The following is a 24,803-nucleotide window of genomic DNA, read 5'->3' as shown; positions in this document are numbered from 1 at the left end:
ACTGCTTTGTTGCATTCCTAATCAGGCAGAGTTTATGAGAGCATGCCATTTACTTTTCGGGGCCTTGTCCTGCTGCTTTCTAGATACAAGCAGATTTGTACCCTATTCCGGAAAAATTTCTGAATAGGGTCCAGGCTTGTGCCTTATTTCACATTTTCCTGCAGAATAGGGTACAACGTGTAGCCAGGACAAGGCTGAAAAAAAATGTCCAGCGGTCTGTAATGCCGCCGCCAAAGCCCCGATATATGCAGCAAACTTACCTACCGTATGTCTGCTGCCCCGGCGCCGGAATTTCTCAAGCTGCTCAACGAGTACCAGCCACTGCTGCAGCGGGTAGCGCGCCTGTACTGCCCCGACGCCGACGACCGCCAGGACCTCTACCAGGAAATGGTGCTGCAGCTGTGGCGGGCCTGGCCGCGCTATGAGGTCCGCGCCGACACCAAAGTAAGCACCTGGCTCTACCGCGTAGCCCTAAACGTGGCTATTACCGATCTGCGCCGCCGCACCCGCGCGCCGGTGCCTGACCGCCTCGGTGCGGCGGCTCCGCCGGACCTGCCGGCCCCGCCGCCCGATGGGCCCGATGCCGACGACCTGGCCCAGCTCTACCGCGCCATCGGGCATCTTTCCAACGTTGAGCGGGCTTTCGTGCTGCTATACCTGGAAGAGCGCACCTACGAGGAAATGGCCGATATCCTCGGCATCACCCAGAACAATGTGCGCGTGAAAATGCACCGCGTGCAGGATAAGCTCCGCCACCTCCTGACTCAACTTGCCTGATGGAACTTGACGACCTCCGCCGCCGCTGGCAGCAGCCCGCCGCCGCTTCCGAACCGACATTAACTCACCAAAAACTAGAAGCCATGCTTGCCTCCCAACCCGATACCCCCCTGAGTGAGATGACGCGCCATGCGCGCCGCGAACAGCGCCTGGTGCTGATGGTCATCATCTTCAACGTGGCCAATTTCACGAACCTGAGCCGCCGACACTTTCAAGGCAACACGCTGGTGCTGCTGGATGTGGTAGTGGCCCTGATGATTCTCTTTATATCGTGGTATGCCTACCGGCAGCGCAAAATTATCCGGCAGCTACAGGTGGGTGACGGTAGCACCTACGGCCACATCCGGCAGTCGATCCGGCAGCTGCGGACGCTGATGCGGAACAAGGGATACGGTGGTATGGCGTTCCTGACGACAATAGTGCTGACGGTGGTGTACAGCCAGCAGGCGGTTATTCTGGCAAACCTGCGGGCGGGCACCATCGACTGGGTTCCGACGCTGGCATTGGCCCTGGCATTGGTAGCCCTGGTTGTTGGACTTCTCTACCACGAGCGTTGGCAGCAGCAGCAGCGCTACGGCCGGTACCTCGACCAGCTGGAAGCTACGCTGCGCGAGCTGGAAACCGTGGAACGATGAGCAGTGCGGGCCTGCGGTTCAGGGTTGTTTTCGGCCCGTTCAACCCCGCCGCAATACCGTTTGGTTGGAATTTCTACCCGGTCTGCGCCCGTATCCTGTAATATTACGCCACAACCCTCACCTCTTTTGCCTTTCTGCGCTGTGAAACCAATTCTACAAGTTCAGGACGTACGCAAGCAGTACGCCAACCACACGGCCCTCGACGGTGTGAGCCTGGAAGTGCCCGAAGGCTCCATCTTCGGGCTGCTGGGCCCCAACGGAGCCGGCAAAACCTCCCTGATCCGCATCATCACCCAGATTACCGGCCCCGACGGCGGCCAGATTCTGTTTCGCGGGGAGCCGCTGAATCCCTCGCACATCGGCCAGATTGGCTACCTGCCTGAGGAGCGCGGCCTCTACAAGAAGATGAAAGTGGGTGAGCAGCTGCTCTACCTGGCCCAGCTCAAGGGCTTGTCGAAGGCCGATGCCACCACCAAAATCAAGAAGTGGCTGGAGCGGTTCGACATCAAGACCTGGGCCGATAAGAACGTGGAGGACCTCAGCAAGGGCATGCAGCAGAAGGTGCAGTTTATTGCTACCGTGCTGCACGACCCGGCGCTGCTCATTCTCGACGAACCGTTCTCGGGCTTCGACCCCATCAACGCCAACCTGCTCAAGGACGAAATCCTGCGCCTGCGCAGCGAGGGTACCAGCATCATTTTCTCCACGCACCGCATGGAGTCGGTGGAGGAAATGTGCGACCATATTGCCCTCATCAACCGCTCCCAGAAAGTACTGGACGGCCGCGTGAGCGACGTGCGCAACGCCTACCGCAGCCAGATCTACGAGGTGGAAGGCCGCGGCCACTTGATGATTACGCATCCCGATTTTGAGGAGTTGGAGCAGTCGAAGCGCGAAAATGAGCACTTCCGCGTCTTGGTAAAGCTGCACGCTGGTGCCAAGCCCAACGACCTGCTGCGCTACCTCATCGGGGCGGGACAGGTGGAGGTGCAGGCCTTCCGGGAGCAGATTCCGAGCATCAACGAAATCTTTATCCGGCGCGTGCGCGAAACCCATCCCGACTACGTGCCCGAAACCGACTCGCTGCCCGCGTAACGCTGCCCCAACGTCTTTCCTTTCTCAACCGACCTCAACTCCTGAGCTATGTCTAAAATCTGGCTGATTGCCCAGCGCGAATACCTCACCCGCGTGCGCAAAAAGAGCTTTATCATCATGTCGTTACTGGGTCCGCTCATTACAGCCGCCATATTCGCCGTGCCCGTCATCATTGCCACCATGTCGGATAGCGGCAAGGTGGTGGCAGTGGCCGATGCCGGTGGGCTGTTCACCGATAAGCTGCCCGAGGCCAAAGACGATATCAGCTTCACCCGCGTGTCGGCAGATTTGCCCACGGCCAAGGCTGCATTTAAAAAAGCCAAGTACGATGCGTTGCTGTACGTGCCCAAGCTGGACATGGCAAACCCCAATGGATTTCAGGTATTCTCGCGCAAGGGTCTGGGTATGTCGCTGCAGCGGGACATCGAGCAAACTGTCGAAAACGCGGTGGAAGCGCAGCGCCTGAAGAAAGCCGGCATCGACCAAGCCCTGCTCAATACCATGAAGGCCGATGTGGACCTGCAAACCATCAGCCTCAGCGACGATGGGGAGCGGAGCTCCAGCACGGGCGTGAGCACGGGCGTAGCCTATGTGTGCGGCTTCCTGATTTATATGTTCATCTTTATCTACGGCATTCAGATTATGCGCGGGGTGATGGAGGAAAAAACCAACCGCATTGTGGAAGTGGTTATTTCTTCAGTCAAGCCTTTTGAGCTAATGATGGGCAAAGTATTGGGTATTGCCGGAGTAGGCTTCACGCAGCTCGCCTTGTGGATAGTGTTGTCTTTTGGGATTATGTCGGCCGTTACCGGCTCTATCAGCCCCGAGAAAATAGCTCAGAAACGCGTAGAGCAAGTAAATGCAGCGGCGGGTTCTACCGCTACGGTGCAAGCCAAGGAAACCCGGAAAGAAGGCAACGAGATTATCCAGGCCCTAAAAAGCGCAGACATCAACGTGGCCCTTGTGGCGGCCTGCTTTCTGTTCTACTTCCTGGGCGGCTACCTGTTCTACGGGGCACTGTTCGGGGCCATCGGCTCGGCCGTGGACAGCGAAACCGACACCCAGCAGTTCATGATGCCCGTGACCATGCCGCTGGTGCTCACCTTCGTGGTGTCGCAGGCTGTGCTGACGACTAATCCCAACGGCCAGGTAGCCGTCTGGATGTCGATGATTCCGTTCACTTCGCCCATTGCCATGATGATGCGCCTGCCGTTCGGGGGCGTGCCGATGTGGCAGCTGGCCGTGTCGATGCTGCTGCTCATTGCCGGCTTCTTGGGCACCATCTGGCTGGCGGGCCGCATCTACCGCGTGGGCATCCTCATGTACGGCAAGAAAGTAACCTACGGCGAGCTGTCGAAGTGGCTGTTCTATAAAGGCTAACAGCCCACGGCGCCCTCAGCGCAAACACCGCGTCCTCTGCGGGCTCCATTGTTGCTACGACATGGGCCTACAGAGGACGCGGTGTTTAGGCCAAGAGCGAGGGTGATGTATCTTCGTGCTATGCGTCTGCTTCTCTGCCTTATTCTGGTTCTTTTCAGCTTCACCATGCACGCTCAGGACCGACCTGCTTACCGGCTTTTTACGGCTGAGGGAAGGCCTGTGAGCTTTGAGAAAATGGTGAAAGAGCTGGCTGGGGCCGAAGTTGTGCTGTTCGGGGAGCAGCACAACGACCCAATGGCGCACTGGCTGGAGCTGCAGGTAACCAGGGAACTGGCCAAACGCAAAAGCGGCCAATTCGTGCTGGGCCTCGAAATGTTTGAGCGCGACGTGCAGCTGCTGGTGCAGCAGTACAACACCGGCGAGCTGACCGACCAGGCCTTCGAGGAGCAAAGCCGCCCCTGGCCCAACTACGCTACCGACTACAAGCCCCTGCTCCAGCTGGCCCGCCAGCAGAAGTTTGCGGTAGTAGGTACCAACGCGCCCCGACGCTACGCCTCGCAGGTAGCCAAAGGCGGCCTGGCAGCCCTGGAAAGCCTGCCCGCCGAAGAAAAAGCCTGGCTGGCTCCGCTGCCTCTCACCGTTGATTTCACGCTGCCCGGCTACGCCAACATGGCCAAGATGTTTGGGGGCGACGCGGCCCACGCGGCTGGCGTGCAGAACATCATCCAGGCCCAGGCCCTGAAAGACGCGACGATGGCCTACTTCATCCGCCAAAGCCGCCAGCCCGGCCAGCTGCTGCTCCACCTCAACGGCAGCTACCACTCCGACAACCACGACGGCATTGTGTGGTACCTGCGTCAGGCCGAGCCCGCCCTCCGCATCCGCACCATCAGCACCATGACGCAGGAGCAGCTCCAGCAGCTGGACAAGGAAAATCTACGAAAAGCCGATTTCGTGCTGGTGGTGCCAGCCGATATGACGAAGACGTATTAATGCCACCTGCTATATGATAGGACAATCTATTTCCGAGCAATTGGGCTTGTTATGCATAAAGCTTAATTTAGTCATCAATGCTATAGGTCTATTGGCTATCTGTCTACTGAATGCTGACGCTTGGCTGTACTATTTATTAGTGGCAGGCTATGTATGTGTGCCTCTATTTATATTATCAGTCCTATTAGCTCCGAAAGGGACGTTCGTCGGACCGCGCAACATCAATAATCGGCTTTATGTGAAGTGGTTTCTTCTTAATCAAGCCTTCCTCTTTATAGCCATGCCGCTGGTTTGTCTTATAGCAATGCAGGTGCGTCACCTCTTATAGACACTAGACTGAAAAAGCCCGATACCATTAAGGTATCAGGCTTTCCAAAATCTGTACAGAAATTTAAAAGGAGTGCTTACGCCGAGAAGGAAGACCCGCAGCCGCAGGTGCTTTTGGCCTGGGGGTTGTTGAAGATGAAGCCGCGGGCGTTCAGGCCGTCCTGAAAGTCAACTTCCATGCCCATCACGTACATGGCGTGCTTCTTATCCATCACCAACCGAACCCCGTCCAGGTCGAAGGTTTCGTCCTGTTCCTTGGGTTTGTCGAAGCCCAGCAGGTAGCTCAGGCCCGAGCAGCCGCCGCCCTGCACGCCCACGCGCAGGCCATATTCGGCCGGGACGTTCTTCTCGCGGAGAATATTTTTCACCTCTTCCAGCGCCCGGGGCGTGAGGTTGATGGGAGCAAGTTTCGTGGCGGTTGCCATAGGAGTGTTAGCGTTAGGAAAGTAGGCGGCAAAGATACGAAGCCGGAAGCTGCCGCGCCAGAACCCGGTTTTCAGCATTAACACGCAGCCTGCCCCGACGGTTCACCGTATATCTTTGCCGGGCACTCTGCCCCCGATTTTTCACAATTTCCTGCTACTTCTCCTCGGATGGATACCTCCGCGTACGTTTTTGACCTGCTGAAAATTATTTTGCCGGCCGTTATTGTGGGCGGCGCTATCATCTGGCTGGTGCAGCAGCATCTGGAAAAAGAGCAGCAGCGCCGCCTTATCGAAATGCGCCTCGAAACCAGCAAAACCACCTTGCCGCTGCGCCTGCAGGCCTATGAGCGGGTGACGCTGCTTCTGGAGCGCATCACACCCAACAACATTCTGGTGCGCCTGAGCAGCGCCGGCCAGACCGCCGCCGACTACCACCGCCTCCTGCAGCAGGAAATCCGCTCGGAGTTTGAGCACAATCTCAGCCAGCAGCTCTACATGAGCCCCGAAGTCTGGAACCTTGTGAAGCAGGCCAAGGAAAACGTGCTGACGATGGTGAACCGCGCTTACCACGCCCTGCCCACGCCCCAGCAGGCTCGCGGCACCGAACTGGCCAAGCGCATCCTCGAAACCATGATGGTAGAAGAAAACGACCCCACCGCCCAGGCTCTGCTAGCCGTGAAGCGCGAAGCTGCCAGCCTGTTTTAAAATGTGCTAATGTGGTTGAATGTGCTGATGTGCTAATGAGGCGCAGCGTGTCGTTGCTCATGCTAGCAATCAGCACATTCAACCACATTCACGCATTAGCCATTACGGAGTCGATGGCGCGCTGGTAGCAGGCTTCGTAGATGGGCACAATCTTGCTGGTGGCAAATAGCTCGGCGTGGGCGCGGGCGGCGGCTTTAAAGCGGGGCAGGTTCTCGTCGGCCAGTACGTAGAGGGCATTTTGCACCATGTCGGCTACGTCGCCCACGTTGCTGACCATGCCCGTCAGGCCGTGCTCGTTCAACTCGGGTATACCGCCCGCGTTGGTGCTGATAACGGGCACCTCGCACGACATGGCCTCCAGTGCCGCTAGCCCGAAGCTTTCCTTCTCGGAAGGCATCAGAAACAGATCCGACACGCTCAGCACTTCCTCCACGGCTTCGAGCTTACCCAGAAAACGCACATCGTGGCTCGATAGGCCCAGGTCGCGGCAGAGTTTTTCGATGCGGGGCCGGTCGGGACCGTCGCCTACCAGCAGCAGCTTGGCCGGTACCTGCTGGCGCACCCCGTCGAAGATGCGTACCACGTCTTCCACGCGCTTTACTGAGCGGAAGTTGGAGGTGTGAATCAGCAGCTTCTCGCCATCGGGGGCAATGGCGGCGCGGAAGTGGCTTTTGTCCTGCTTGCGGAAACGCTCTAGGTTGATGAAGTTCGGAATGACCTCAATGTCCTTCTCGATGGCGAAGTACTCGTAGGTTTCCTTGCGCAGATCCGCCGAAACTGCCGTCACCCCGTCGCTCTGATTGATGCTGAAAGTAACCACTGGTTCGTAGCTGGCATCCTTGCCCACCAGGGTAATATCGGTGCCGTGCAGGGTAGTGATGACCGGCACACGGATGCCTTTCGACAGCAAAATCTGCTTGGCCATGAAGGCCGCGGAGGCGTGCGGAATGGCGTAGTGCACGTGCAGCACATCCAGCTTTTCGTTCTGCACAATGTCCACCATCTTGGAGGCCAGGGCCAGCTCGTAGGGCGGAAACTGAAACAGCGGATACGCCGGCACGAACACCTCGTGGTAGAACAGGTTCTCGTTAAAGAAGTCGAGCCGCACGGGCTGGCTGTAGGTGATGAAGTGCACGCGGTGGCCTTTCAGGGCCAGAGCCTTGCCTAATTCGGTGGCTACTACGCCGGAGCCGCCGAAGGTGGGGTAGCAGACAATGCCAATGTTCATAGGGAGGGAAAGTCAGAGGAGAAAGAGGTCAGGGAAAAGCGCAAGCTATGGCCGCAGGAGCTCATCACTTATTTTGTCTAAGCGCCTTTCATTTTGAGCCAGCAATTGACGCTTCTTCCAAGTTTGCCGGGTGTACAAGTACATAAAATGTCCTACCCAGTTGCTTGAGGTGATGCAGCCACCTCGTAACGTAAACGCTACGGTATCCTGCGTATGCTTGGCAAGGAGAGGCAGAATATCGACAGGCTGGGCAGTTCTCACCAGATGCAAAAAGGCTGCGCTACGCACGATGGGCTTGGGGTGGCTGGTCAGTGCAGATAGCTCAGACATCGTTGCCAACTCGCCCAGCTGCACAAAACGGTGGTAAGCAGGAGTAGCGCGAGGAGCCCTGCCTACTGGCTTAACATCCAACGTCGAATCCAATGTCATTGCTTCAGTAAGCCGGAGAACTTCCGGTCTGATGCTGGCAGTTTGGCCCTGTGCTGCCTGGACGAAGTGGAACGACAGAACGATAAGTAATGACAGCTTGATGAACATGTTTACAAACAAAATCGGCGATAAGTCACTCCAGGGAATGTCTTACCGCCGATGCGGAATCATTGAAACGGAAATGCCGGACAACAGGTCATGTTTTCTGTAAGGACTTGTAAATGACGTCGTGGATGCGCGTGCGGATGTTGAGCTGGCGCAGCTTGTTGTTGCCGGCATCAGGGTACACCCGGTTGGAAAGAAAGATGTACACGATTTTGTTTTCGGGGTCCATCCACACGCAGGTGCCCGTGAAGCCGGTATGGCCAAACGTGCTGGCGGGGGAGAGGTTGCTGGTGGGACCTTCGGGCTTGCTCGGGTCGCCGTGGTCCCAGCCGAGGCCGCGGCGGTTGCCGGCTTCCGTGGAGCGCGCAAACTCCGCCACCACCGGGCTCTGGAAGTAGCGCTGCCCGCCGTAGCGGCCGTTCTGCAGGTTCATCTGCATGAGAATAGCCAGGTCGTTGGCATTCGAGAACAGGCCCGCGTGGCCGCTCACGCCCCCAATCATAGCGGCGGCCTGGTCGTGCACGGTGCCCTGTACCAGCGTATGGCGGTAGTAAGTGTCGTTTTCAGTGGGCGCAATGCAGGACTTGGGGAATTTATCCAGCGGGTGGTAGGTCATCGTAGCCAGCCCGAGCGGGCCGTAGAAGTTTTCCTGCAGGAACTTCTCGATGGGCTGGCCCAGCAGCTTTTCGCTCAGGCGCTTGAGCACGATAAAGCTCAGGTCGCTGTACTCGGCGGGGTACTTGCCTTTCAACTTGGGCAGGAGGCCCGAGCGCACCGTCCACACCCACATGGAGTCCTCCGCCGACTTGGTGCTGTAGGTACCGGGCACTACCTCGCGCGGAAACTCATCGGTGCGGGTACTGGCGTAAAAGGTAGACTTGAGGCCGGTTTTGGTGACGGTCCGTTCCCAGAATGGAATGCCGGGCTTGAGCCCAGCCTGGTGCAGCAGCACGTCGCGCACCACCATGTCCTTTTTATTGGATGTCTTTAACTCCGGCAGGTAGTCAGAAAGCTTAGCGTCGAGGTTTAGCTTGCCCTGGTCTTTCAGGTACATGATGGCCTGGAGCGTGCCGGCCACCTTCGTCACCGACGCAATGTCGTAGAGCGTGGAGTTCGTCACAGCGTTGGCCTTGTCGTAGGTGGTGTAGCCGAAGCTTTTCTCGTACACCACCACGCCATCCTTGGCCACCAGCACCTGGCCGCCAGGCGAGGCCGCGTAGGCCACCGTTTCGAGGGCAATGTTGTCGATCTGAGCCAGGATCTTCGAGTCCATACCCACACTCTCCGGCGTGCCGTAGCGCAGGCGGCGGAAATCTGGCGTGGGTAAGCCAGTGCCAGCTTTCAGGGTTTCTGAAACCGTAACGGGCAGCTGGCCTTTAGCCGGCAGCGCCCCAAACAGAATCTGCGGAACAACCAGCTGCGAGGCCGCATTATCTTCGTAGCCGCACACCAGCGTGCGGGCGTTTTCCAGATACTTCAGCGCGTAAGCATTGCCTAAGGCCACCACCACCACTTTCTGGCGCGGGTTAGCCTGCAGGCGCTGAATAAAGTTCAGCGTGCCCTCACCGATGCCGTAGTTGTGGCTCGGCGTGTTGTTCATGTTATGCAAGCTCACCACCACTGTGTTGTAGGGGGCCAGGCGGCCTACCAGCCGGTCGAAAGTCGAGTCAGGGGCGTAGCGGTTGGGTACGGCGTAGGTGGCGCAGGGCAAGTAGTTGCCCATCGTCTGGCCCAGCACGTTGCCAGCCGGAGCGCCAATGGCAATGGAAGCCATGCGCAGCGTGTCGAGGTGGTGGAAGGGCAGCAGGTCATCCTGGTTTTTGACTACCGTTATGGCGTGCTCGTAGATACCCTGTTGCACGGCGCGGCTGACCGGCCGGTTCAGGTTTTCTATCAGGTGCGGCACGTCGATGGGCTGGTAGCGGTTGAGGCCGGCCCAGTATTTGGCCCGCAGGATTTTGCGCACCCGGTAGTCCACGTCTTCCTGGGAAATGCGGTTGGCGGCCATCATTTCCTTTATTTTCTGGACGGCCACCGGCACGTCTTCCGAAAACAGCAGCACGTCGTTGCCGGCCATAAGGGCCAGCGCGTCCAGCTCGCCGGGCTTGTATAGGTTCGTTACGCTCTTCATGTTGAGCGCATCGGTAAATACCAGCCCTTTGTAGTTCATCTTCTCCTTCAGCAGCCCCGTTACGAGGTTGCGCGAAAGGGTGGTTGACTGCGTGCGGAGCGTATCAAACAGCGGCATATAAAGGTGGGCCACCATCACGCCCATCACGCCTGCTTCAAACGATTTCTGGAAGGGGTAGAGGTCCACGTTGGCCAGGCGGGCCATGTCGGTGTTGATAACCGGCAGGGCCACGTGGGAGTCTGTGTCGGTATCGCCGTGGCCGGGGAAGTGCTTGGCTACGGCAATGATGCCGTGGTCCTGCAGGCCGCGCACGTAGGCCACGCCCAGCTTGGCCACGTCCTCCTTGCTTTCGCCAAAGGAGCGGTTGCCAATCACCGGGTTCGACGGGTTGGAATTCACGTCCATCACCGGCGAGAAGCTCACGTGCACGCCCAGGGTTTTGAGCTTGAGGGCAATTTCGCGGCCCATCTGGTACACGTCCTGGTCGTCGTCAGTAGCGCCCAGTGTCATCTGCTTGGCAAAGTGCATGCTGGAGTCGAGGCGCATATCCAGGCCCCACTCGGCATCCATGGCAATGAGCAGAGGCACTTGGGCGGCCGACTGCAGGCGGTTGGTAAGTTGAGCCTGGCGGCGCGGTCCTCCCTGCAGAAACATCACGCCCCCGATGTTGTAGTTCTTTACCAGGAACTCCAGGTACTGGGCGTGCTTGCGGTCTTTGTTGGAGTAGCCCGCCACCATAAACAGCTGGCCCAGGCGCTGGTCGGGGGTGAGGGACGTGAACACACTGTCTACCCACGACTGCTCGGCCGCGCTGGCCGGCCGGATGTCCTTGTCCTTAGGGGCAGAAGATGAAATGATTAGACCCGTAAAGGCGAGAAAAACCAGTAAGAGCCTAATCCGAAAATCCTTGAACATCTACTCCCGTTAAGTTGGCCTACAATTGAATGCGAGCGGAAATACCCCTACTTTTGCCAGCACTGAAAAGTTCCCGCCGGGGCGGCGGCTACCCCTTCGGCCCGAGGGCCGAAGTTCCCGGCCAACGCTCTTCTCACTGCCCTGAATCGGGCCTCCGACCGATACCCTACGGGTACAGGCTGACCGCAAACTTACGGATTATTTCCCGGCGCTGGACGTGTTGAATATCGTGCCAGTTGAATTTTTTTTCGGTAACCGGTTCATTTTCAAGCCTAGTTTTCTTTTGCGATGCCCGACGTTATTCAGCTTCTTCCCGAATACCTGGCCAACCAGATTGCCGCCGGCGAGGTGGTGCAGCGGCCGGCCTCGGTGGTGAAGGAACTGCTCGAAAACGCCGTTGATGCCAACGCCACCCAGGTGCAGCTTATTGTGAAGGACGCCGGCAAGCAGCTGGTGCAGGTAGTCGACAACGGGGCCGGCATGAGCCCCACCGACGCCCGCATGAGCCTGGAGCGCCACGCCACCAGCAAAATCCGCACTACCGACGACCTGTTCCGCATCCGCACGCTGGGCTTCCGGGGCGAGGCGCTGGCCTCCATTGCCGCCGTGGCCCAGGTGGAGCTGCGCACCAAGCAACGCGACCAGGACACTGGCTCCCTGCTGCTGGTGGAAGGCTCCCAGATCAGCAGCCAGCAGCCCGTGGCCTGCCCCGATGGCACCAGCATCAGCGTGAAGAACCTGTTCTTTAACGTGCCGGCCCGTCGTAACTTTCTGAAGAGCAACGCGGTGGAAATGCGCCACATTCTGGACGAGTTTCAGCACGTGGCCCTGGCTAACCCACAGATCGGCTTTTCACTGTACCAAAACGACCTGGAAGTGTTCAGCCTGCCCGCTGGCAAGCTCAGCCAGCGCATTGTGGCCGTGCTCGGCAACTCCTATAAGGAACAGCTGGCCCAGGTGGAGGAAGTGACGCCGTTTATTGCCGTGCGCGGGTTTATTGGCAAGCCGGCCGCTGCCAAGAAAAGCCGGGGCGACCAGTTCTTCTTCGTCAACAACCGCTTTATCCGCTCGGCTTACCTGAATCACGCCGTGCTCACGGCCTACGAGGGCCTGCTGCCCAAAGACACGCACCCGTTCTACGTGCTGTTTCTGGAACTCGACCCCAAGACCATCGACATCAACGTGCACCCCACCAAAACGGAAATCAAGTTTGAGGACGAGAAGACCGTGTACGCCATCGTGCGGGCTGCCGTGAAGCAAAGCCTGGGGCTGCACAACATGGCGCCTTCCCTGGATTTTGAGGGGGATGTGAACTTCGCGCCCATTCAGCCCCTGCGCCTTTCCAGCAACGAGCGGAGCTCCTTCGACCCCGACGATGCCCCCCGCGACGCGCTGGCCTCGGCCGCTGCACGGGCGGCCGGCAGCAAATCCGGACCCCGCGACAAAACGGCCCGCCCCGATGCCTACGAGCGGCAGATTCCGCCCCGGCCCACGGAGCAGGCCAAGCGCGAGCTGGAGGAATTCTATAAAACCCTGGGCCAGCTGAGTGTGCCCGACGTGGAGCACGAGGCTACGGCCAAGGGCGTGCTGGTGCCCTCGGCGGTGGCTTTCACGGCCGCCCAGGCTGTGCCTCCGGAGCTGCCTTCGGTAGCGCCGGAGGCCGCCCCCGCCCCGGAGCTGCCTTTGCGCGACACGGGCGGGCCGGGCCACAAGGTGCTGCAGGTGCATCAGCAGTACCTGCTGGTGCCGGTGAAGTCGGGGTTGATGCTGATTGACCAGGTAGCGGCGCGGGAGCGTATCCTGTACGAGCAGTACGCGGCCGAGCTGGAGCGCGAAAATGGCGCCTCGCAGACGCTGCTGTTTCCGCGCACCGTTACGTTCACGCCCCAGGATTTTGCCCTGCTGCTGGAACTCACCGAAACGCTGCAGGCGCTGGGCTTTCGGTTTTCGGAGTTTGGCAAGCACACCATTGCCGTGGAAGGCATTCCGGCCGATGTGCCCGCCCGCCACGAAAAGGAGTTGCTGGAAGGTCTTATCGAGCAGTTTCGGACCCACGCCGGCCCCGTGAAGCTGGACCGGCGGGAGCAGGTGGCCCGGGCGCTGGCGCGGCGGGTGGCGGGCAGCGCCGGCCAGGTGCGCCTCTCCGAGGTGGAAATGAACGCCCTCGTGGATCGGCTGTTTGCCTGCCAGGTGCCCAACTACGCGCCCGACGGCCGCCGCACGCTGGTCATGCTGGAGCTAAGCCAGCTGCAGGATTTTTTCCGTCGCGCCTGATACCTTGGCGGCCGGGTTGCCTGAGGCTCCGTACAACCCGCGTCTTTTCTCTTCGTTTCCCCGTCTATGTTTCGACTCACGCCGGCCGTCCGGAATCTTATCCTCGTCAATGTGGCCCTGTTTTTCCTGCAGGGCATGTTTCCGCTACTCACCGTCTACGGCTCCCTGCACCCCATCGGGTCGGCGCTGCTGTATCCGTGGCAGTTCGTGACGTACATGTTCCTGCACGATGGGTTGGGCCACCTGTTTTCCAACATGATTACCCTGCTGTTTTTCGGGGCTTCGCTGGAAGATGAGTGGGGCGGGAAAAAGTTTATCACCTTCTGGCTGATCTGCGGCCTCGGGGCGGGCTTCATCTATGAGGGCGTGCGCTACTACGAGCTGCGCGAAATGAACGAAAGCCGACTGGCTTTCCACGAGCAGCCTTCGGGCGTGGGGTTTGCCGATTTTTTCCGGGAACACCTGCCCCAGGCCGGCGACTCGTACGCGCCCGTAGCCCGGCAGATGCAGAAAACGCCCGACGACCAGCGACTGATCGATAGTGCCACCCAGACCATCGATAGTATTTACATGGAGGTGATGGACAGTCCTAACAGCGGGATGCTGGGAGCTTCCGGAGCTGTGTTCGGAATATTATTCGCCTTGGCGTATCTGTTTCCGAACCAGAAGATGTTTATTTTCCCGATACCGGTTCCTATCAGCATCTGGCTGTACGTTTTCCTGTTCTCCGCGTACTCCCTCTGGAAAGGGGTACATCCCACACCCGGCGACAACGTAGCCCATTTCGCGCACCTGGGCGGAATGCTGATTGGGTTCATCGTGTTAAAAGTCTGGGAACGACGCGGTATCTAGCCGCGGCCCGACGCCTGTTTCTACTGCCTGCCCACCCATGAGTATTGTTCAAGACATCCGCACTGCTTTCAGCCGCCGCGACAACGCGCTTAATCAGCTGCTGCTGATTAACGTGCTGGTTTTCGTTTTCCTGGTGCTGGTGAAGGCTATTCTGTGGCTTTCCGGCTTTCAGGGCTACTTCGGGAATGTGCTGCGGCAATTCGTGCTGCCCTCTGATCTGCCCTCGCTGGTGCGCCACCCGTGGACGGTGCTTTCCTATGCCTTCACCCACGAGGGGTTCTTTCACATCCTGTTCAACCTGCTCAACCTGTACTGGTTTGGGGCGCTGGTGCGCGAGTACCTCGGCGACCGGCGGCTGGTGAGTTTGTACATCCTTGGTGGACTGGTAGGCGGACTGGTGTTTGTGCTGGCGTTCAACCTGCTGCCCACGCTTCGGCCTTACGCAGTAGCCGGTACGCCGCTGCTGGGCGCCTCGGCGGCCGTGACGGCTATTGTAATGGGTGCCGCCACGCTGCTGCCGGAGTACACGTTCAGTTTGATTCTGGTGGGGCCGGTTCGCATCAAGTACATAGCGGCCTTCACTATCCTGATTTCGGTTATTGCCATCAATCAGGGCAACCCAGGTGGGGGCATTGCCCATATCGGCGGGGCCATTCTCGGATACTTCTTCATCAAGCAGCTCCAGCGAGGCCGCGACCTGGGGCGCCCCGTGCAGGCCGTCGGCGACTGGGTGGGCCGCCTGGTGACGGGCCGCCCCAACCTGCGCGTCACGCACCGCAGCCGCCCTGCCGAGCCGGCTGCCAAAGCCACTGGCCCCCGCAAACCCGCCCAGGAGGAAATCGACCTGATTCTGGACAAGATTTCCCGCTCCGGCTACGAGAGCCTGTCAAAGGAAGAAAAGCAGAAGCTGTTCAAAGCCAGCCAGCAGTAAGCACCGCGTATTGAACGGACAAGCGTCCGGCTTTTCCGACAAGGCCCGCTAACGTGAGTTAGCGGGCTTTCTTTTTTGCCTGCAAGTGGTAATGGCGCTGAGTCGGCGGCAGCTTCTCAATAGCGTAACGCAGCATAGTGCGGGGCATTTGCGGGGCGTGGTCGGCCAGAAATTCTTCCAGGGCGTCCTCGTTGCGCTTGCCCACTTCCCGCAGCATCCAGCCCGTGGCTTTGTGAATCAGGTCGTGAGGGTGGGAGAGGAGCTGCTCGGCCAGGGCAAACGTGTCGGCAAACTGGCTCTGGCGGATAAAAGCCAGCGTCGAGACAATGCTCATGCGCTGGCTCCAGAGGTGGGTTTCCGCCGCCAGCTCGTATAGCGGCGCCCGGTCCTGGGTGAGCAGGTAGCCGCCTACAATAGTTGGGCAGGTAATATCGACCAAATCCCAGTTGTTGATGAACTGCCGGTTTTGCAGGTACCGCTCGTAGATGGCCTGCCGCCCGACCGGGCCAGCTTTGGCGAACTGCAGCGTCCAGATGATCAGGCCTACGGAGCGGCAGTCGTGCCAGGGGTTCTGCAACAGCTGCTCTACTTCTGGCAGGGCCAGGCTGCGAAACTCCCGCGCCAGCTGCCGCTGCTGGGGCATAGGCAGGCCCAGGAACTGGTCGCCCTCGCCGTACTGCCCCGGCCCGGTCTTGAAAAACCGCGCAACAGCAGCGGCCCGCGCTGGGTCAGCCAAGGCGTGAATCCGGGTCAGGAGGTCGGAGGCAGTGAGAGTAGTAGCCATAGTGAGGAGAAAATGCGAGAATCTAACACAGCAACGAGACGTTTCCGCTACGCCTCCTGGCAAGTTGCTTCCGCTCCCAGAAGTTGCGCAAAAAACGGAAGCAAAGGATATAGCGCATTTGCTTCCGTTTAAAAAGACTTTGTAAATAACGGAAGCAAAGGGTACCGAAGCCTGGGGCGGTTCTGCCCTGCTTCCTTGCCGAAACGTCACAAAAAAAGCTTCCTCTGCTGAGGAAGCTTTTTTGTAAAAATTAGCTAGTTGTCGGCTATGCGGAGGCTTTGCCCATATTGTCCAGGGCTTCCATTACCTCTTTCACGTGGCCGCGCGAGGTTTCCAGCAAGGCTTTTTCCTCGTCGTTGAGCTGCAGCTCAATAACTTTCTCGATGCCGTTTTTACCCAGAATAACCGGAGCGCCCAGGTACACACCGTCGATGCCATACTCGCCTTTCAGCTCGATGCACACGGGGAATACGCGGCGCTGGTCGCGCACAATGGCTTCTACCATCTGAGCGGCGGCGGCGCCGGGAGCGTACCAAGCCGAGGTGCCCATCAGCTTCACCAGCTCACCGCCACCTACGGCCGTGCGCTGCACAATGGCGTCCAGCTCAGCTTTGCCGATCAGCTCGGTTACGGGGATGCCGCCCACGGTGGTGTAGCGGGGCAGGGGCACCATGGTGTCACCGTGGCCACCCATGAGTACGGCCTGAATGTCTTTGGGGCTCACGTTCAGGGCCTCAGCCAGGAAGGCGCGGTAGCGGGCCGTATCCAAGATGCCGGCCATGCCAAACACCTTCTCGCGGGGCAGGCCCGAGGTGAGGTGGGCCTGGTAGGTCATCACGTCCAGCGGGTTCGACACCACGATGATGATGGCGTTGGGCGAGTACTTCACCACCTGCTCAGTCACTGACTTCACGATGCCGGCATTCACCGAAATCAGGTCGTCGCGGCTCATGCCGGGCTTGCGGGGCAGGCCCGAGGTAATAACTACCACGTCGGAACCGGCGGTGCGGGCGTAGTCGTTGGTGACGCCTACGGTGCGGGAGTCGTAGCCAATGATGGGGGCTTTCTGCCAGATGTCAAGCGCTTTGCCTTCGGCAATGCCTTCCTTGATGTCAACGAGGATGATTTCGTTGGCAATTTCGCGGGTGGCCAGTACATCGGCGCAGGTTGCGCCTACGTTGCCGGCTCCAACTACGGTAACTTTCATCAGTGGATGGAATTGGGGTGAACGTGTGGGTTGGGCGTAAAGCTAAGCCATAGACGCGAGAGGTGAGACATGCGCCGCCAGACTTTTCCTTCTCCTGGCGAGGCAAAGCCTAAGCAAGGACAGCGAGGCTACATCCGCTTCACCACCAGCACCCGCTTGGTTTCCTCCGTTACCTTAAACCGCTCATCGGGGCGGAAACCGATAACCCAGGCAATTTTGCCGTCGGCGGAGCACAGCACCTGCACATTGTCTTTGAGGTTGAGTGGCACTTTCTGGTCGATAAGGAAGTCCGAAAGCTTCTTCTTGCCTTTCATCCCAATGGGCATAAACCAGTCGCCTTCCTGCCAGGCGCGCACCGTGAGCGGAAACCGGAGCACGTCGGCATCCAGGGCCGCTACAGCCTTGCCTTTGGGCACTTCGTATCCTTCGGTAACCTCGTGCAGCTCAGTGCGCAGGTGCAGTCCATCGATTTTAAGCGCCTCCTGCCCGGCTTGCAACTGATGCGTACCAAATTTCTGGAGCTTGCGCGGGGTAATGACCAACTGGTCACGGTCCTTCACCAGCTGGTGCGTCGGTGAGTCGAACCGGCGGCCCGGCTCGGCCCCGAAGCTCTGCACAATGTCCTTGGTCACCAGATACGAGAAGCCGAAAGAACGCAGCAGCTCGTGCAGCACCACGGCGGTGGCGGCGGTTTTCTGCAGCAGGCGGATGTCGAGGTAAGTAGCTTCGGGCTCGGTGCGCTGGGCTTGGGCGGCGGTTTCCTCCACGTAGCGGCGCACAATTTCTTCAGCCGCGCCCACCCGCTCAGCCGTCACGCTCATGGTGTGGTCTAAGTTGGGGTTGATGTCGCGCAGCACGGGCAGCACCTCCAGGCGCAGGCGGTTGCGCTGGTACACGGGCGAGTCGTTGCTGGCATCTTCGCGCCAGATCAACTGGTTTTCCACCACGTAGTCGTAGAGGTCGGGCTTGCTCACGGCCAGCAGGGGGCGCACCAAGTGGCCGCTTTTGGGCCGGATGCCGTGCAAACCTGCCAGGCCGGTGCCGTGCGTGAGGTTGAGCAGCATGGTTTCGGCCGTGTCGCGCTGGTGGTGGGCGGTGGCAATGGCCGCGTAGCCCTGGCTGGCCCGAACCCGCTCAAACCACTCGTAGCGCAGGGCGCGGGCGGCCATCTGGGTGGAAATGCCTTCCTGCTCGGCAAACTTCTTAGTCTGGAAAAACTCCACGAAATAGGGCGCTTCGTACTGCTTGGCCAGCTTGCGCACAAACTGCTCGTCGGCGTCGGCCTCCTCGGCGCGCAGCCCAAAGTGGCAGTGCGCTACCCCGAACTTCACGCCCAGCCGGTGCAGTACGTTGGCCATCACCACGGAGTCGAGGCCACCGCTGACGGCTACCAGCAGCTGGTCGGTAGGGGAGAAGAGGGTGTTTTGTTCTATGAACTGTTGAATCCGGTCGAGCATGTGCAGAGCTGTGCGCTGGTAGCTAATGGCTTGGTTGTTGGAGCAGAGTGTTGATGGCTCCTGCCTAATAATTCACAAAGAAAGCCGTTATGCCGCTGGTAAAAATCAAGTGAAGAGCCACGTCGTCTAACTTATTCAATACTAAAAGGAAAGCTGGTAGCTAACCGCCGAGAGCTACCAGCTTTCGTGCTTAGCAACGGCCCTTCCGTACCTTTGCGCTTAAATGTCGTTTCCCAAGTCGATTTTTCTTCTGCTTCTGTTGCTGCTACCGGCTCTGGGCTGGGCTCAGCAGGGCCCTGCCGCCAAGCCCGCAATCCAGCCTACGCCGCCCAAAGGCCAGCGCGTGGAGCTGCTGCCCGGCACCCAGGAGCTGATTGGCGGCACCTTCAACGGGGTTGAAATCCGCAAGCTGATTGGCAATGTAAGCTTCAAGCAGGGTGACACCTTTATGTACTGCGACTCGGCTTACCAGTACACCGACCGCAACTCCATTGAGGCGTTCAGCAACGTGCGCATCGTGCAGAACGACACGCTCACCATCACCGGCGACCGGGCCACTTACGACGGCGACGCCCGCACGGCCCGCATGACCGGCAACGTGGTGATGCGCGACCCACGCATGACGCTCACCACGCCGGTGCTCGACTACGACCTGAACCGCAAGCTGGCCGTGTACAGCGGCGGCGGCCACCTCACCGACCCCGAAAATACCCTCGACAGCCGCCTGGGCTACTACAACACCGACACGAAGGTGTTCAGCTTCCGGCGCGACGTGCGGGTGCAAACCAAAGACTACCTCATCACCGGCGACACGCTGCAGTATAATACGGTATCGAAGGTGGTGTACTTCTTTGGGCCCACGCGCATCAAAGGGGCCCGCGGCACGCTCTACGCCGAAAACGGCAACTACAACTCCCGCACCCGGGTGTCGAACTTCGAGCGCAACGCTAAGATTGAAACCCCGGAGTACCTGCTGGGCGGCGACAAGCTGTTCTATGATGAGGCTCGCGAGTACGGCTTGGCTACCGGCCGTGTGTCGATGGTATCAAAGAAAGATAACCTCACCATCCGGGGTGATGTGGGACGCTACTGGCGCGGACAGGGGCGGGCCAAGCTCTACGGCAACGCCGTGATGCGCAACATTGCTGACCGCGACACGCTGTTCCTGGCCGCCGATACGTTGGTGAGTGTGGAAAGCAAAGTGCCCAACAAGCCCGGCGGCATCATCTACGCCTATCCCAAGGTGCGCATCTTCCGCGCTGATCTGCAGGGCCGCTGCGACTCGCTTACCTACAACCGCGCCGACTCCGTCATTTACCTCAACACCCAGCCCGTGCTGTGGAGCGAGCAAAACCAGCTCACGGCCGACAGCATGGAGCTGCGGATGCGCCGGCAGAAAATTGACCAGATGCGCCTGTACGCCAACTCCTTTATCGTGGGTCAGGACACCTTGCTGAACTTCAATCAGGTGCGGGGGCGCAACATGGTGGGCTACTTTCAGGCGGGCAAGCTGAAAAAAGTGGACGTGCTTGGCAACGCCGAGAGCCTCTATTATGCTCTTGAAGGCGACACCACGCTCACGGGCCTGAACAAAGCCGTGAGTGCCACCATGACGCTGCGCTTTTCGCCCGACAGTAAACTCCAGACCATCAGCTTCCTGACTAATCCCGACGCTAGCTTTATTCCCCCGCACGAGCTCAAGGAAGAAGACCGGCAGCTAAAAGGATTTGTCTGGCGGGCCGCAGAACGCCCTACCCGAGCCACTACCATGGGCAAGCACTTCGCCCCGCCGGCCAAGCCTAAGGCCAAATCGAAAGCCAAGCCCAAAACCACCAAGTCCCGCACGACCAAAGCCAAGCCCAAGGCCAAACCGGCGACGCCGCCTAAAAAGCCCGCTGCTCCGGCAGCCAAGCTGGCTCCGGCAGCCCGGCGCTAGCCCAATCCGGCCGATTTGATTCGGCCCCTGTAATCCGTTACCTTTGCGCCCCTTATGCTTTTCCAACGACCTCTCGTATTTGTTCTGTTGCTCAGCACGCTGCTGCTGGGGGCTTGCAGCGGCTACCAAAAGCTGCTCAAGAGCGACGATGTGAACAAAAAGTACACCGCCGCTATTGAGTACTACGAGAAAGGCGACTATGCCCGGGCCGGTACCCTGCTGGAAGAGCTGATTCCGCTGCTGAAAGGCCGTCCTGAGGCGGAGAAGGCCGATTTCTACTTTGCCAACACCAACTTCCAAGGCGGCAACTATACGCTGAGCGCCTACTACTTCCAGCAGTTTGCCGAAACCTACAGCTCCTCGGCGCTGGTGGAGGAAGCCCGCTTCATGCACGCCAAGTCGTTGTTTCGGGACTCACCGGAGTTTGAGCTGGACCAGACCAATACCTACACGGCCATCGAGTCCATTCAGGACTTCCTGAACCAATACCCCGAAAGCAAGTTCCGGCCCGAAGCCGAGAATATGTCGACGGAGCTGCAAACCAAGCTTGAAAATAAGGCCTTCGAAAGCGCCCGGCTGTACTTTCAGTTGCGTTACAACCAGGCGGCTGTAGTGGCTTTCAATACGTTTCAGCAGCAGTTTCCGGCTTCGGCCTACAGCGAGCAGGCGGCGTATATGAAGCTCACGGCCCAGTACGAGTACGCCAAAGAAAGCGTGGAGGAAAAGCAGCGGGAGCGGTACCTGGAAGTGGTAGCCTTCTACCAGAACTTCATCGACAGCTTTCCGCAGAGCGCAAACCTGAAGACTGCCGAAACCATGTATAACGCGGCCCGCGCCGAAATTGCCAAACTCAAACCGGTCGACGCCACTGCGGCAACGGCTAAATAATGGGCGGAATGTGGTTGCAATGTGTATAAGGTGAGAAATGAGTAGTCACCACTCGGGTGGCTTTCCTTTTTCCTTATATTCCGCAGCCTGTTCGTCACATTCTTTTCACATTTTGCACCTCCAACACATTAGATAAGATGAAAAGCCCGAACAACGTACCTGCTTCCATCGTGACGCGCAACATGTCGGATTTCACCCACGAAACCGGCAACGTGTACGAAAGCATTGCCATCATCTCCAAGCGCGCCAACCAGATTTCGGTGAAGCTGAAAGAGGAGCTGAACGGCAAACTGGCCGAGTTTGCTACTACGGTCGACAACCTGGAGGAAGTGTTCGAAAACCGCGAGCAGATCGAAATCAGCAAGCACTACGAGCGGCTGCCCAAGCCCACCAACCTGGCCGTAGAAGAGTTTCTGGAAGGAAAAATTCACTTCCGCACGCCGGCCGCTGAAGAGCCCGCCGCCGAATAATTTCAGCTAGCTAAGCCCCGCGCCAGATGTCGTCGCTGCACGGTCGGAAGATTTTGCTGGGCGTGTGCGGGAGCATCGCCGCGTATAAGAGTGCCGCCCTGGTGCGGCTGCTCGTGAAGGCCGGAGCCGAGGTACAGGTAATCCTGACTACCTCGGCTGCGGCCTTTATTACGCCCCTTACACTCAGTACGCTTTCCAAAAAGCCGGTTCTCACGGGCTTTCTGAAAAGCGAAGCCACCGGGGAGTGGCACAACCACGTGGCCCTGGGCCTCTGGGCCGATGCCCTGCTGATTGCGCCCGCCTCGGCCAACACGCTGGCCCAGCTGGCGCAAGGCCACTGCCCTTCACTGCTGGCGGCCGTGTACCTCTCGGCCCGCTGCCCCGTGCTGCTGGCCCCGGCCATGGACCTGGATATGTACCAGCACCCGGCCACCCAGGAAAACCTGCGCCGGCTGCGCTCCTATGGTAACTACATCTTCGACTCACCCGCTGGGGAACTAGCCAGCGGCCTCGAAGGACCCGGCCGCATGCAGGAGCCGGAGCAGATTGTGGTGGAGTTGGAAGCATTTTTATTGCGTAAGTAGGTATATTATCGTTAGTTTATACTGCTACTCAAATGAATTTATCAGAAACGGCATTTGAAAAAATTATTTGGGCATGTGCTTTTATTTTATTTATAATTCTGCTTTTGAATGTATTTACTGGGCTTGAAATACGATTTGCTACTTGGGTATTAAGTGTCACTCTCCTAAGTGCTTTCCTTTTTTTATACATGCTAGATAATCAGCTTGTATATAAACTCAAGCTTTCTTTTTTTCTTTTTGTCTTATGGATATGTGCTATGTCTTTTGTTAAAGGTATCATGGCGGTATTCGCATGGCAAACTCAAACTATTCTCTATCAGAATATATATTTGAAAAATAGAATCATTGAATTTCAGATGATGAATCCTGGTGCTGGTAGTTATAGAAGGCGCACAGTAGAGAAAACAATCATAGTTCCTGGTATTAATTGGATAACTGAAATTAATGGCGATTCTATAGATTTAAAGCAGTGGAAAAAATTTAATATTGATATAAATGAGCTTGGTTTAAAGTACGTATAACTGCTTGTTCTTTACAGCTATATTAAAAAACATGCGCGTTCTTCTCACCGCCGGCCCTACCTACGAACCGCTGGACCCGGTACGCTTCATCGGCAACCACAGCACCGGCAAAATGGGCTACGCACTGGCCGAAGCCTTTGCGGCCGCTGGCGCCGACGTGACGCTCATCAGCGGCCCCACTAACCTGCCTGACCCCACGGACCCGCGCATACGCACAATGCGCGTGCAAACGGCTGCCGAAATGTATGCCGCCGCCTCGGCCGAGGCACCCACCGCCGATGTGTGGGTTTTTGCCGCCGCCGTGGCCGACTACCGGCCGGCTACTGTGGCTCCGGAGAAAATCAAGAAGTCCGGCGACACGCTCACGCTGGAGCTGGTGAAGAACGTGGACATTGCCGCCACGCTGGGAAAAACCAAGCGGCCCGAACAATTTTCCGTGGGTTTTGCGTTGGAAACCGAGCACGAAGAAGAACACGCCTTGGGCAAGCTGCGCCGCAAGAACTTCGACTTGGTGGTGCTGAACTCCCTGCGCGACGCCGGCGCTGGTTTCCAGCACGACACCAACAAAGTGACCTTGCTGGCCGCCGACGGGCAAAAGACTATCTTCGGGCTGAAACCCAAAGCCGCCGTGGCCCACGACATCGTGCAGGCCGTGCTGACCCGAATTTCGCCCCATGCGTAAATATTTGCTGATTTGTTTGCTGAGTTTCCTGAGTGCGCTGCCCCAGCTGGCCGCGGCCCAGGAGCTGAACTGCGAGGTCACTGTCAACACCGAAAACGTGAACATTGCCGACCGGCAGTTGGTCACGCAGATGCAGAAAGACATTACCCAGTTCCTAAACACGCGCCGCTGGACGAACGAAACCTACCGGCCTGAGGAGCGCATCCGCTGCAAGCTCTACATTGGCATCAACAGCGTGCCACAGGCGGGCACCTACCAGGCCACGGCCGTGCTGGTGAGCACGCGCCCGGTGTACGGCACCAGCTACGAAACCAACGTTTTCTCGTTTTCCGATAAAGGGTGGGTGTTCAACTACTCGCCCCAAAACCCGCTCGACTACTCCGAAACGTCGTTTACTTCCAACCTGTCGTCCCTGCTGAGCTTTTATGCTTACCTGATGATCGGGCTGGACCACGACACGTTTGCGCCCATGGGCGGCTCGCCCTACTACGACCTGGCCCAGCGTATCGTGAACAACGCGGCCAGCCAGACCCTGGAAAACGACAAGGGCTGGAAGGATGGGGAGTCGCGCAACCGCTACTGGCTGCTCAACAACCTGCAGGACCCACAGCTGAAAGACTGCCGCTCGGCGCTGTATGCCTACTACCGCCAGGGCCTGGACATCTTCGTGGAAAAGCCCAACGACGCCCGCGCCAGCATCCAGACGGGGCTGGCGGGCATTCAGCAGGCAGCAGTGCGGCGGCCCGGTACGCTTATCGTGCGGGCCTTCTTCGAGTCGAAAGCCGATGAAATTGCCAACGTGTTCCGGACCAGTCCCGAGCAAAGCCAGAAAGAAGCCGTGGTGACCATGCTCAACGAGGTAGACCCTACCAACGCGGCCAAGTACCAGACCATTCTGAAGCGGTAGGGCAGAGGCAGAGACAACAGAACGTCATTCCGAGCGTAGCCGAGGAATGACGTCCAAAATCCGCACCCAAAATAAAAAATTTAGCAACTCACTAATTGAGTTAGTAGCTTTGTGATTAGCGGGCCGCACTCGGGCGAGTTGTCGGCCATTTGTTGGGTGCTAATC

General features: G+C 58.5%; 22 protein-coding genes and 1 pseudogene. 16 read left to right on the top strand and 7 right to left on the bottom strand.

Annotation, left to right across the window (positions count from 1 at the left end):
- The first annotated feature begins 267 nt into the window (after positions 1 to 267).
- From I5L79_RS01900 to I5L79_RS01880, 5 genes are all read left to right on the top strand, one after another.
- Positions 268 to 777: an RNA polymerase sigma factor gene (locus I5L79_RS01900; protein WP_196953319.1), complete on the top strand. Its 510-nt coding sequence runs from the start codon at positions 268 to 270 to the stop codon at positions 775 to 777.
- Positions 777 to 1,412: a hypothetical protein gene (locus I5L79_RS01895; protein WP_196953318.1), complete on the top strand. Its 636-nt coding sequence runs from the start codon at positions 777 to 779 to the stop codon at positions 1,410 to 1,412. Before I5L79_RS01900 ends, I5L79_RS01895 begins: the two co-directional genes overlap by 1 nt.
- A 141-nt stretch (positions 1,413 to 1,553) precedes the next feature.
- The gene (locus I5L79_RS01890) at positions 1,554 to 2,507 is read left to right on the top strand and encodes an ABC transporter ATP-binding protein (protein WP_196953317.1); all 954 of its coding nucleotides are present in this window, start codon (positions 1,554 to 1,556) and stop codon (positions 2,505 to 2,507) included.
- A 48-nt stretch (positions 2,508 to 2,555) separates the two neighbouring features.
- On the top strand, positions 2,556 to 3,887 hold the full coding sequence (locus tag I5L79_RS01885; RefSeq protein WP_196953316.1) for an ABC transporter permease: 1,332 nt from the start codon (positions 2,556 to 2,558) through the stop codon (positions 3,885 to 3,887).
- Positions 3,888 to 4,007: 120 nt separating this feature from the next.
- A complete protein-coding gene (locus I5L79_RS01880; RefSeq protein WP_196953315.1) occupies positions 4,008 to 4,880 on the top strand; it encodes a ChaN family lipoprotein in 873 nt (290 codons plus the stop codon).
- Positions 4,881 to 5,284: 404 nt separating this feature from the next.
- Here the strand turns inward: I5L79_RS01880 and I5L79_RS01875 are convergent, their stop codons facing one another.
- Positions 5,285 to 5,632 (bottom strand): HesB/IscA family protein, encoded by a 348-nt coding sequence (locus I5L79_RS01875; RefSeq protein ID WP_196953314.1) that lies wholly within the window; start codon positions 5,630 to 5,632, stop codon positions 5,285 to 5,287.
- A 168-nt stretch (positions 5,633 to 5,800) separates the two neighbouring features.
- On the opposite strand from I5L79_RS01875, the gene I5L79_RS01870 reads away from it, so the two are divergent.
- On the top strand, positions 5,801 to 6,337 hold the full coding sequence (locus I5L79_RS01870) for a DUF7935 family protein (RefSeq protein WP_196953313.1): 537 nt from the start codon (positions 5,801 to 5,803) through the stop codon (positions 6,335 to 6,337).
- Between the two features lie 88 nt (positions 6,338 to 6,425).
- Here the strand turns inward: I5L79_RS01870 and bshA are convergent, their stop codons facing one another.
- The 3 genes from bshA to I5L79_RS01855 all read right to left on the bottom strand — a co-directional run bounded on the left by bshA (position 6,426) and on the right by I5L79_RS01855 (position 11,145).
- Positions 6,426 to 7,565, bottom strand: coding sequence for an N-acetyl-alpha-D-glucosaminyl L-malate synthase BshA (gene bshA, locus I5L79_RS01865; RefSeq protein WP_196953312.1), 1,140 nt, complete (start codon positions 7,563 to 7,565; stop codon positions 6,426 to 6,428).
- A gap of 45 nt (positions 7,566 to 7,610) precedes the next feature.
- The gene (locus I5L79_RS01860; RefSeq protein WP_196953311.1) at positions 7,611 to 8,102 is read right to left on the bottom strand and encodes a hypothetical protein; all 492 of its coding nucleotides are present in this window, start codon (positions 8,100 to 8,102) and stop codon (positions 7,611 to 7,613) included.
- 88 nt (positions 8,103 to 8,190) lie between these two features.
- On the bottom strand, positions 8,191 to 11,145 hold the full coding sequence (locus I5L79_RS01855) for a glycoside hydrolase family 3 N-terminal domain-containing protein (protein ID WP_196953310.1): 2,955 nt from the start codon (positions 11,143 to 11,145) through the stop codon (positions 8,191 to 8,193).
- Between the two features lie 288 nt (positions 11,146 to 11,433).
- Here I5L79_RS01855 and mutL point away from each other — a divergent pair, with 288 nt between their 5' ends.
- From mutL to I5L79_RS01840, 3 genes are all read left to right on the top strand, one after another.
- Positions 11,434 to 13,419 (top strand): DNA mismatch repair endonuclease MutL, encoded by a 1,986-nt coding sequence (mutL, locus tag I5L79_RS01850; protein WP_196953309.1) that lies wholly within the window; start codon positions 11,434 to 11,436, stop codon positions 13,417 to 13,419.
- A gap of 66 nt (positions 13,420 to 13,485) precedes the next feature.
- Positions 13,486 to 14,271 (top strand): rhomboid family intramembrane serine protease, encoded by a 786-nt coding sequence (locus tag I5L79_RS01845; RefSeq protein WP_196953308.1) that lies wholly within the window; start codon positions 13,486 to 13,488, stop codon positions 14,269 to 14,271.
- 37 nt (positions 14,272 to 14,308) lie between these two features.
- The gene (locus I5L79_RS01840) at positions 14,309 to 15,202 is read left to right on the top strand and encodes a rhomboid family intramembrane serine protease (RefSeq protein ID WP_196953307.1); all 894 of its coding nucleotides are present in this window, start codon (positions 14,309 to 14,311) and stop codon (positions 15,200 to 15,202) included.
- A 58-nt stretch (positions 15,203 to 15,260) separates the two neighbouring features.
- Here I5L79_RS01840 and I5L79_RS01835 read toward each other — a convergent pair whose 3' ends face one another.
- The 3 genes from I5L79_RS01835 to tilS form a co-directional block, all read right to left on the bottom strand.
- Positions 15,261 to 15,986: a DNA alkylation repair protein gene (locus tag I5L79_RS01835; RefSeq protein WP_196953306.1), complete on the bottom strand. Its 726-nt coding sequence runs from the start codon at positions 15,984 to 15,986 to the stop codon at positions 15,261 to 15,263.
- A gap of 265 nt (positions 15,987 to 16,251) precedes the next feature.
- Positions 16,252 to 17,193 (bottom strand): malate dehydrogenase, encoded by a 942-nt coding sequence (mdh, locus tag I5L79_RS01830; RefSeq protein WP_196953305.1) that lies wholly within the window; start codon positions 17,191 to 17,193, stop codon positions 16,252 to 16,254.
- Between the two features lie 128 nt (positions 17,194 to 17,321).
- Positions 17,322 to 18,650 (bottom strand): tRNA lysidine(34) synthetase TilS, encoded by a 1,329-nt coding sequence (tilS, locus tag I5L79_RS01825; RefSeq protein ID WP_196953304.1) that lies wholly within the window; start codon positions 18,648 to 18,650, stop codon positions 17,322 to 17,324.
- Positions 18,651 to 18,873: 223 nt separating this feature from the next.
- Between tilS and I5L79_RS01820 the strand changes: the two genes are divergently transcribed.
- From I5L79_RS01820 to porD, 7 genes and pseudogenes are all read left to right on the top strand, one after another.
- Positions 18,874 to 20,586 (top strand): OstA-like protein, encoded by a 1,713-nt coding sequence (locus I5L79_RS01820; RefSeq protein WP_196953303.1) that lies wholly within the window; start codon positions 18,874 to 18,876, stop codon positions 20,584 to 20,586.
- Between the two features lie 54 nt (positions 20,587 to 20,640).
- Entirely contained in the window at positions 20,641 to 21,474 is an 834-nt protein-coding gene (locus I5L79_RS01815) for an outer membrane protein assembly factor BamD (protein ID WP_196953302.1), read from the top strand.
- Positions 21,475 to 21,611: 137 nt separating this feature from the next.
- Positions 21,612 to 21,944 (top strand): DNA-directed RNA polymerase subunit omega, encoded by a 333-nt coding sequence (locus I5L79_RS01810; RefSeq protein ID WP_196953301.1) that lies wholly within the window; start codon positions 21,612 to 21,614, stop codon positions 21,942 to 21,944.
- A 26-nt stretch (positions 21,945 to 21,970) separates the two neighbouring features.
- A pseudogene (locus I5L79_RS01805) lies at positions 21,971 to 22,507 on the top strand (flavoprotein); the annotation flags it as partial.
- Between the two features lie 53 nt (positions 22,508 to 22,560).
- A complete protein-coding gene (locus I5L79_RS01800) occupies positions 22,561 to 23,049 on the top strand; it encodes a hypothetical protein (protein WP_196953299.1) in 489 nt (162 codons plus the stop codon).
- Between the two features lie 31 nt (positions 23,050 to 23,080).
- Positions 23,081 to 23,731, top strand: coding sequence for a phosphopantothenoylcysteine decarboxylase domain-containing protein (locus I5L79_RS01795; RefSeq protein WP_196953298.1), 651 nt, complete (start codon positions 23,081 to 23,083; stop codon positions 23,729 to 23,731).
- Positions 23,724 to 24,638, top strand: coding sequence for a type IX secretion system protein PorD (porD, locus tag I5L79_RS01790; RefSeq protein WP_196953297.1), 915 nt, complete (start codon positions 23,724 to 23,726; stop codon positions 24,636 to 24,638). Before I5L79_RS01795 ends, porD begins: the two co-directional genes overlap by 8 nt.
- The last annotated feature ends 165 nt before the right edge of the window (positions 24,639 to 24,803 follow it).

Source organism: Hymenobacter guriensis, from assembly GCF_015773195.1.
Taxonomy (GTDB): domain Bacteria; phylum Bacteroidota; class Bacteroidia; order Cytophagales; family Hymenobacteraceae; genus Hymenobacter; species Hymenobacter guriensis.
This window is presented reverse-complemented; position numbering and strand designations above follow the sequence as displayed.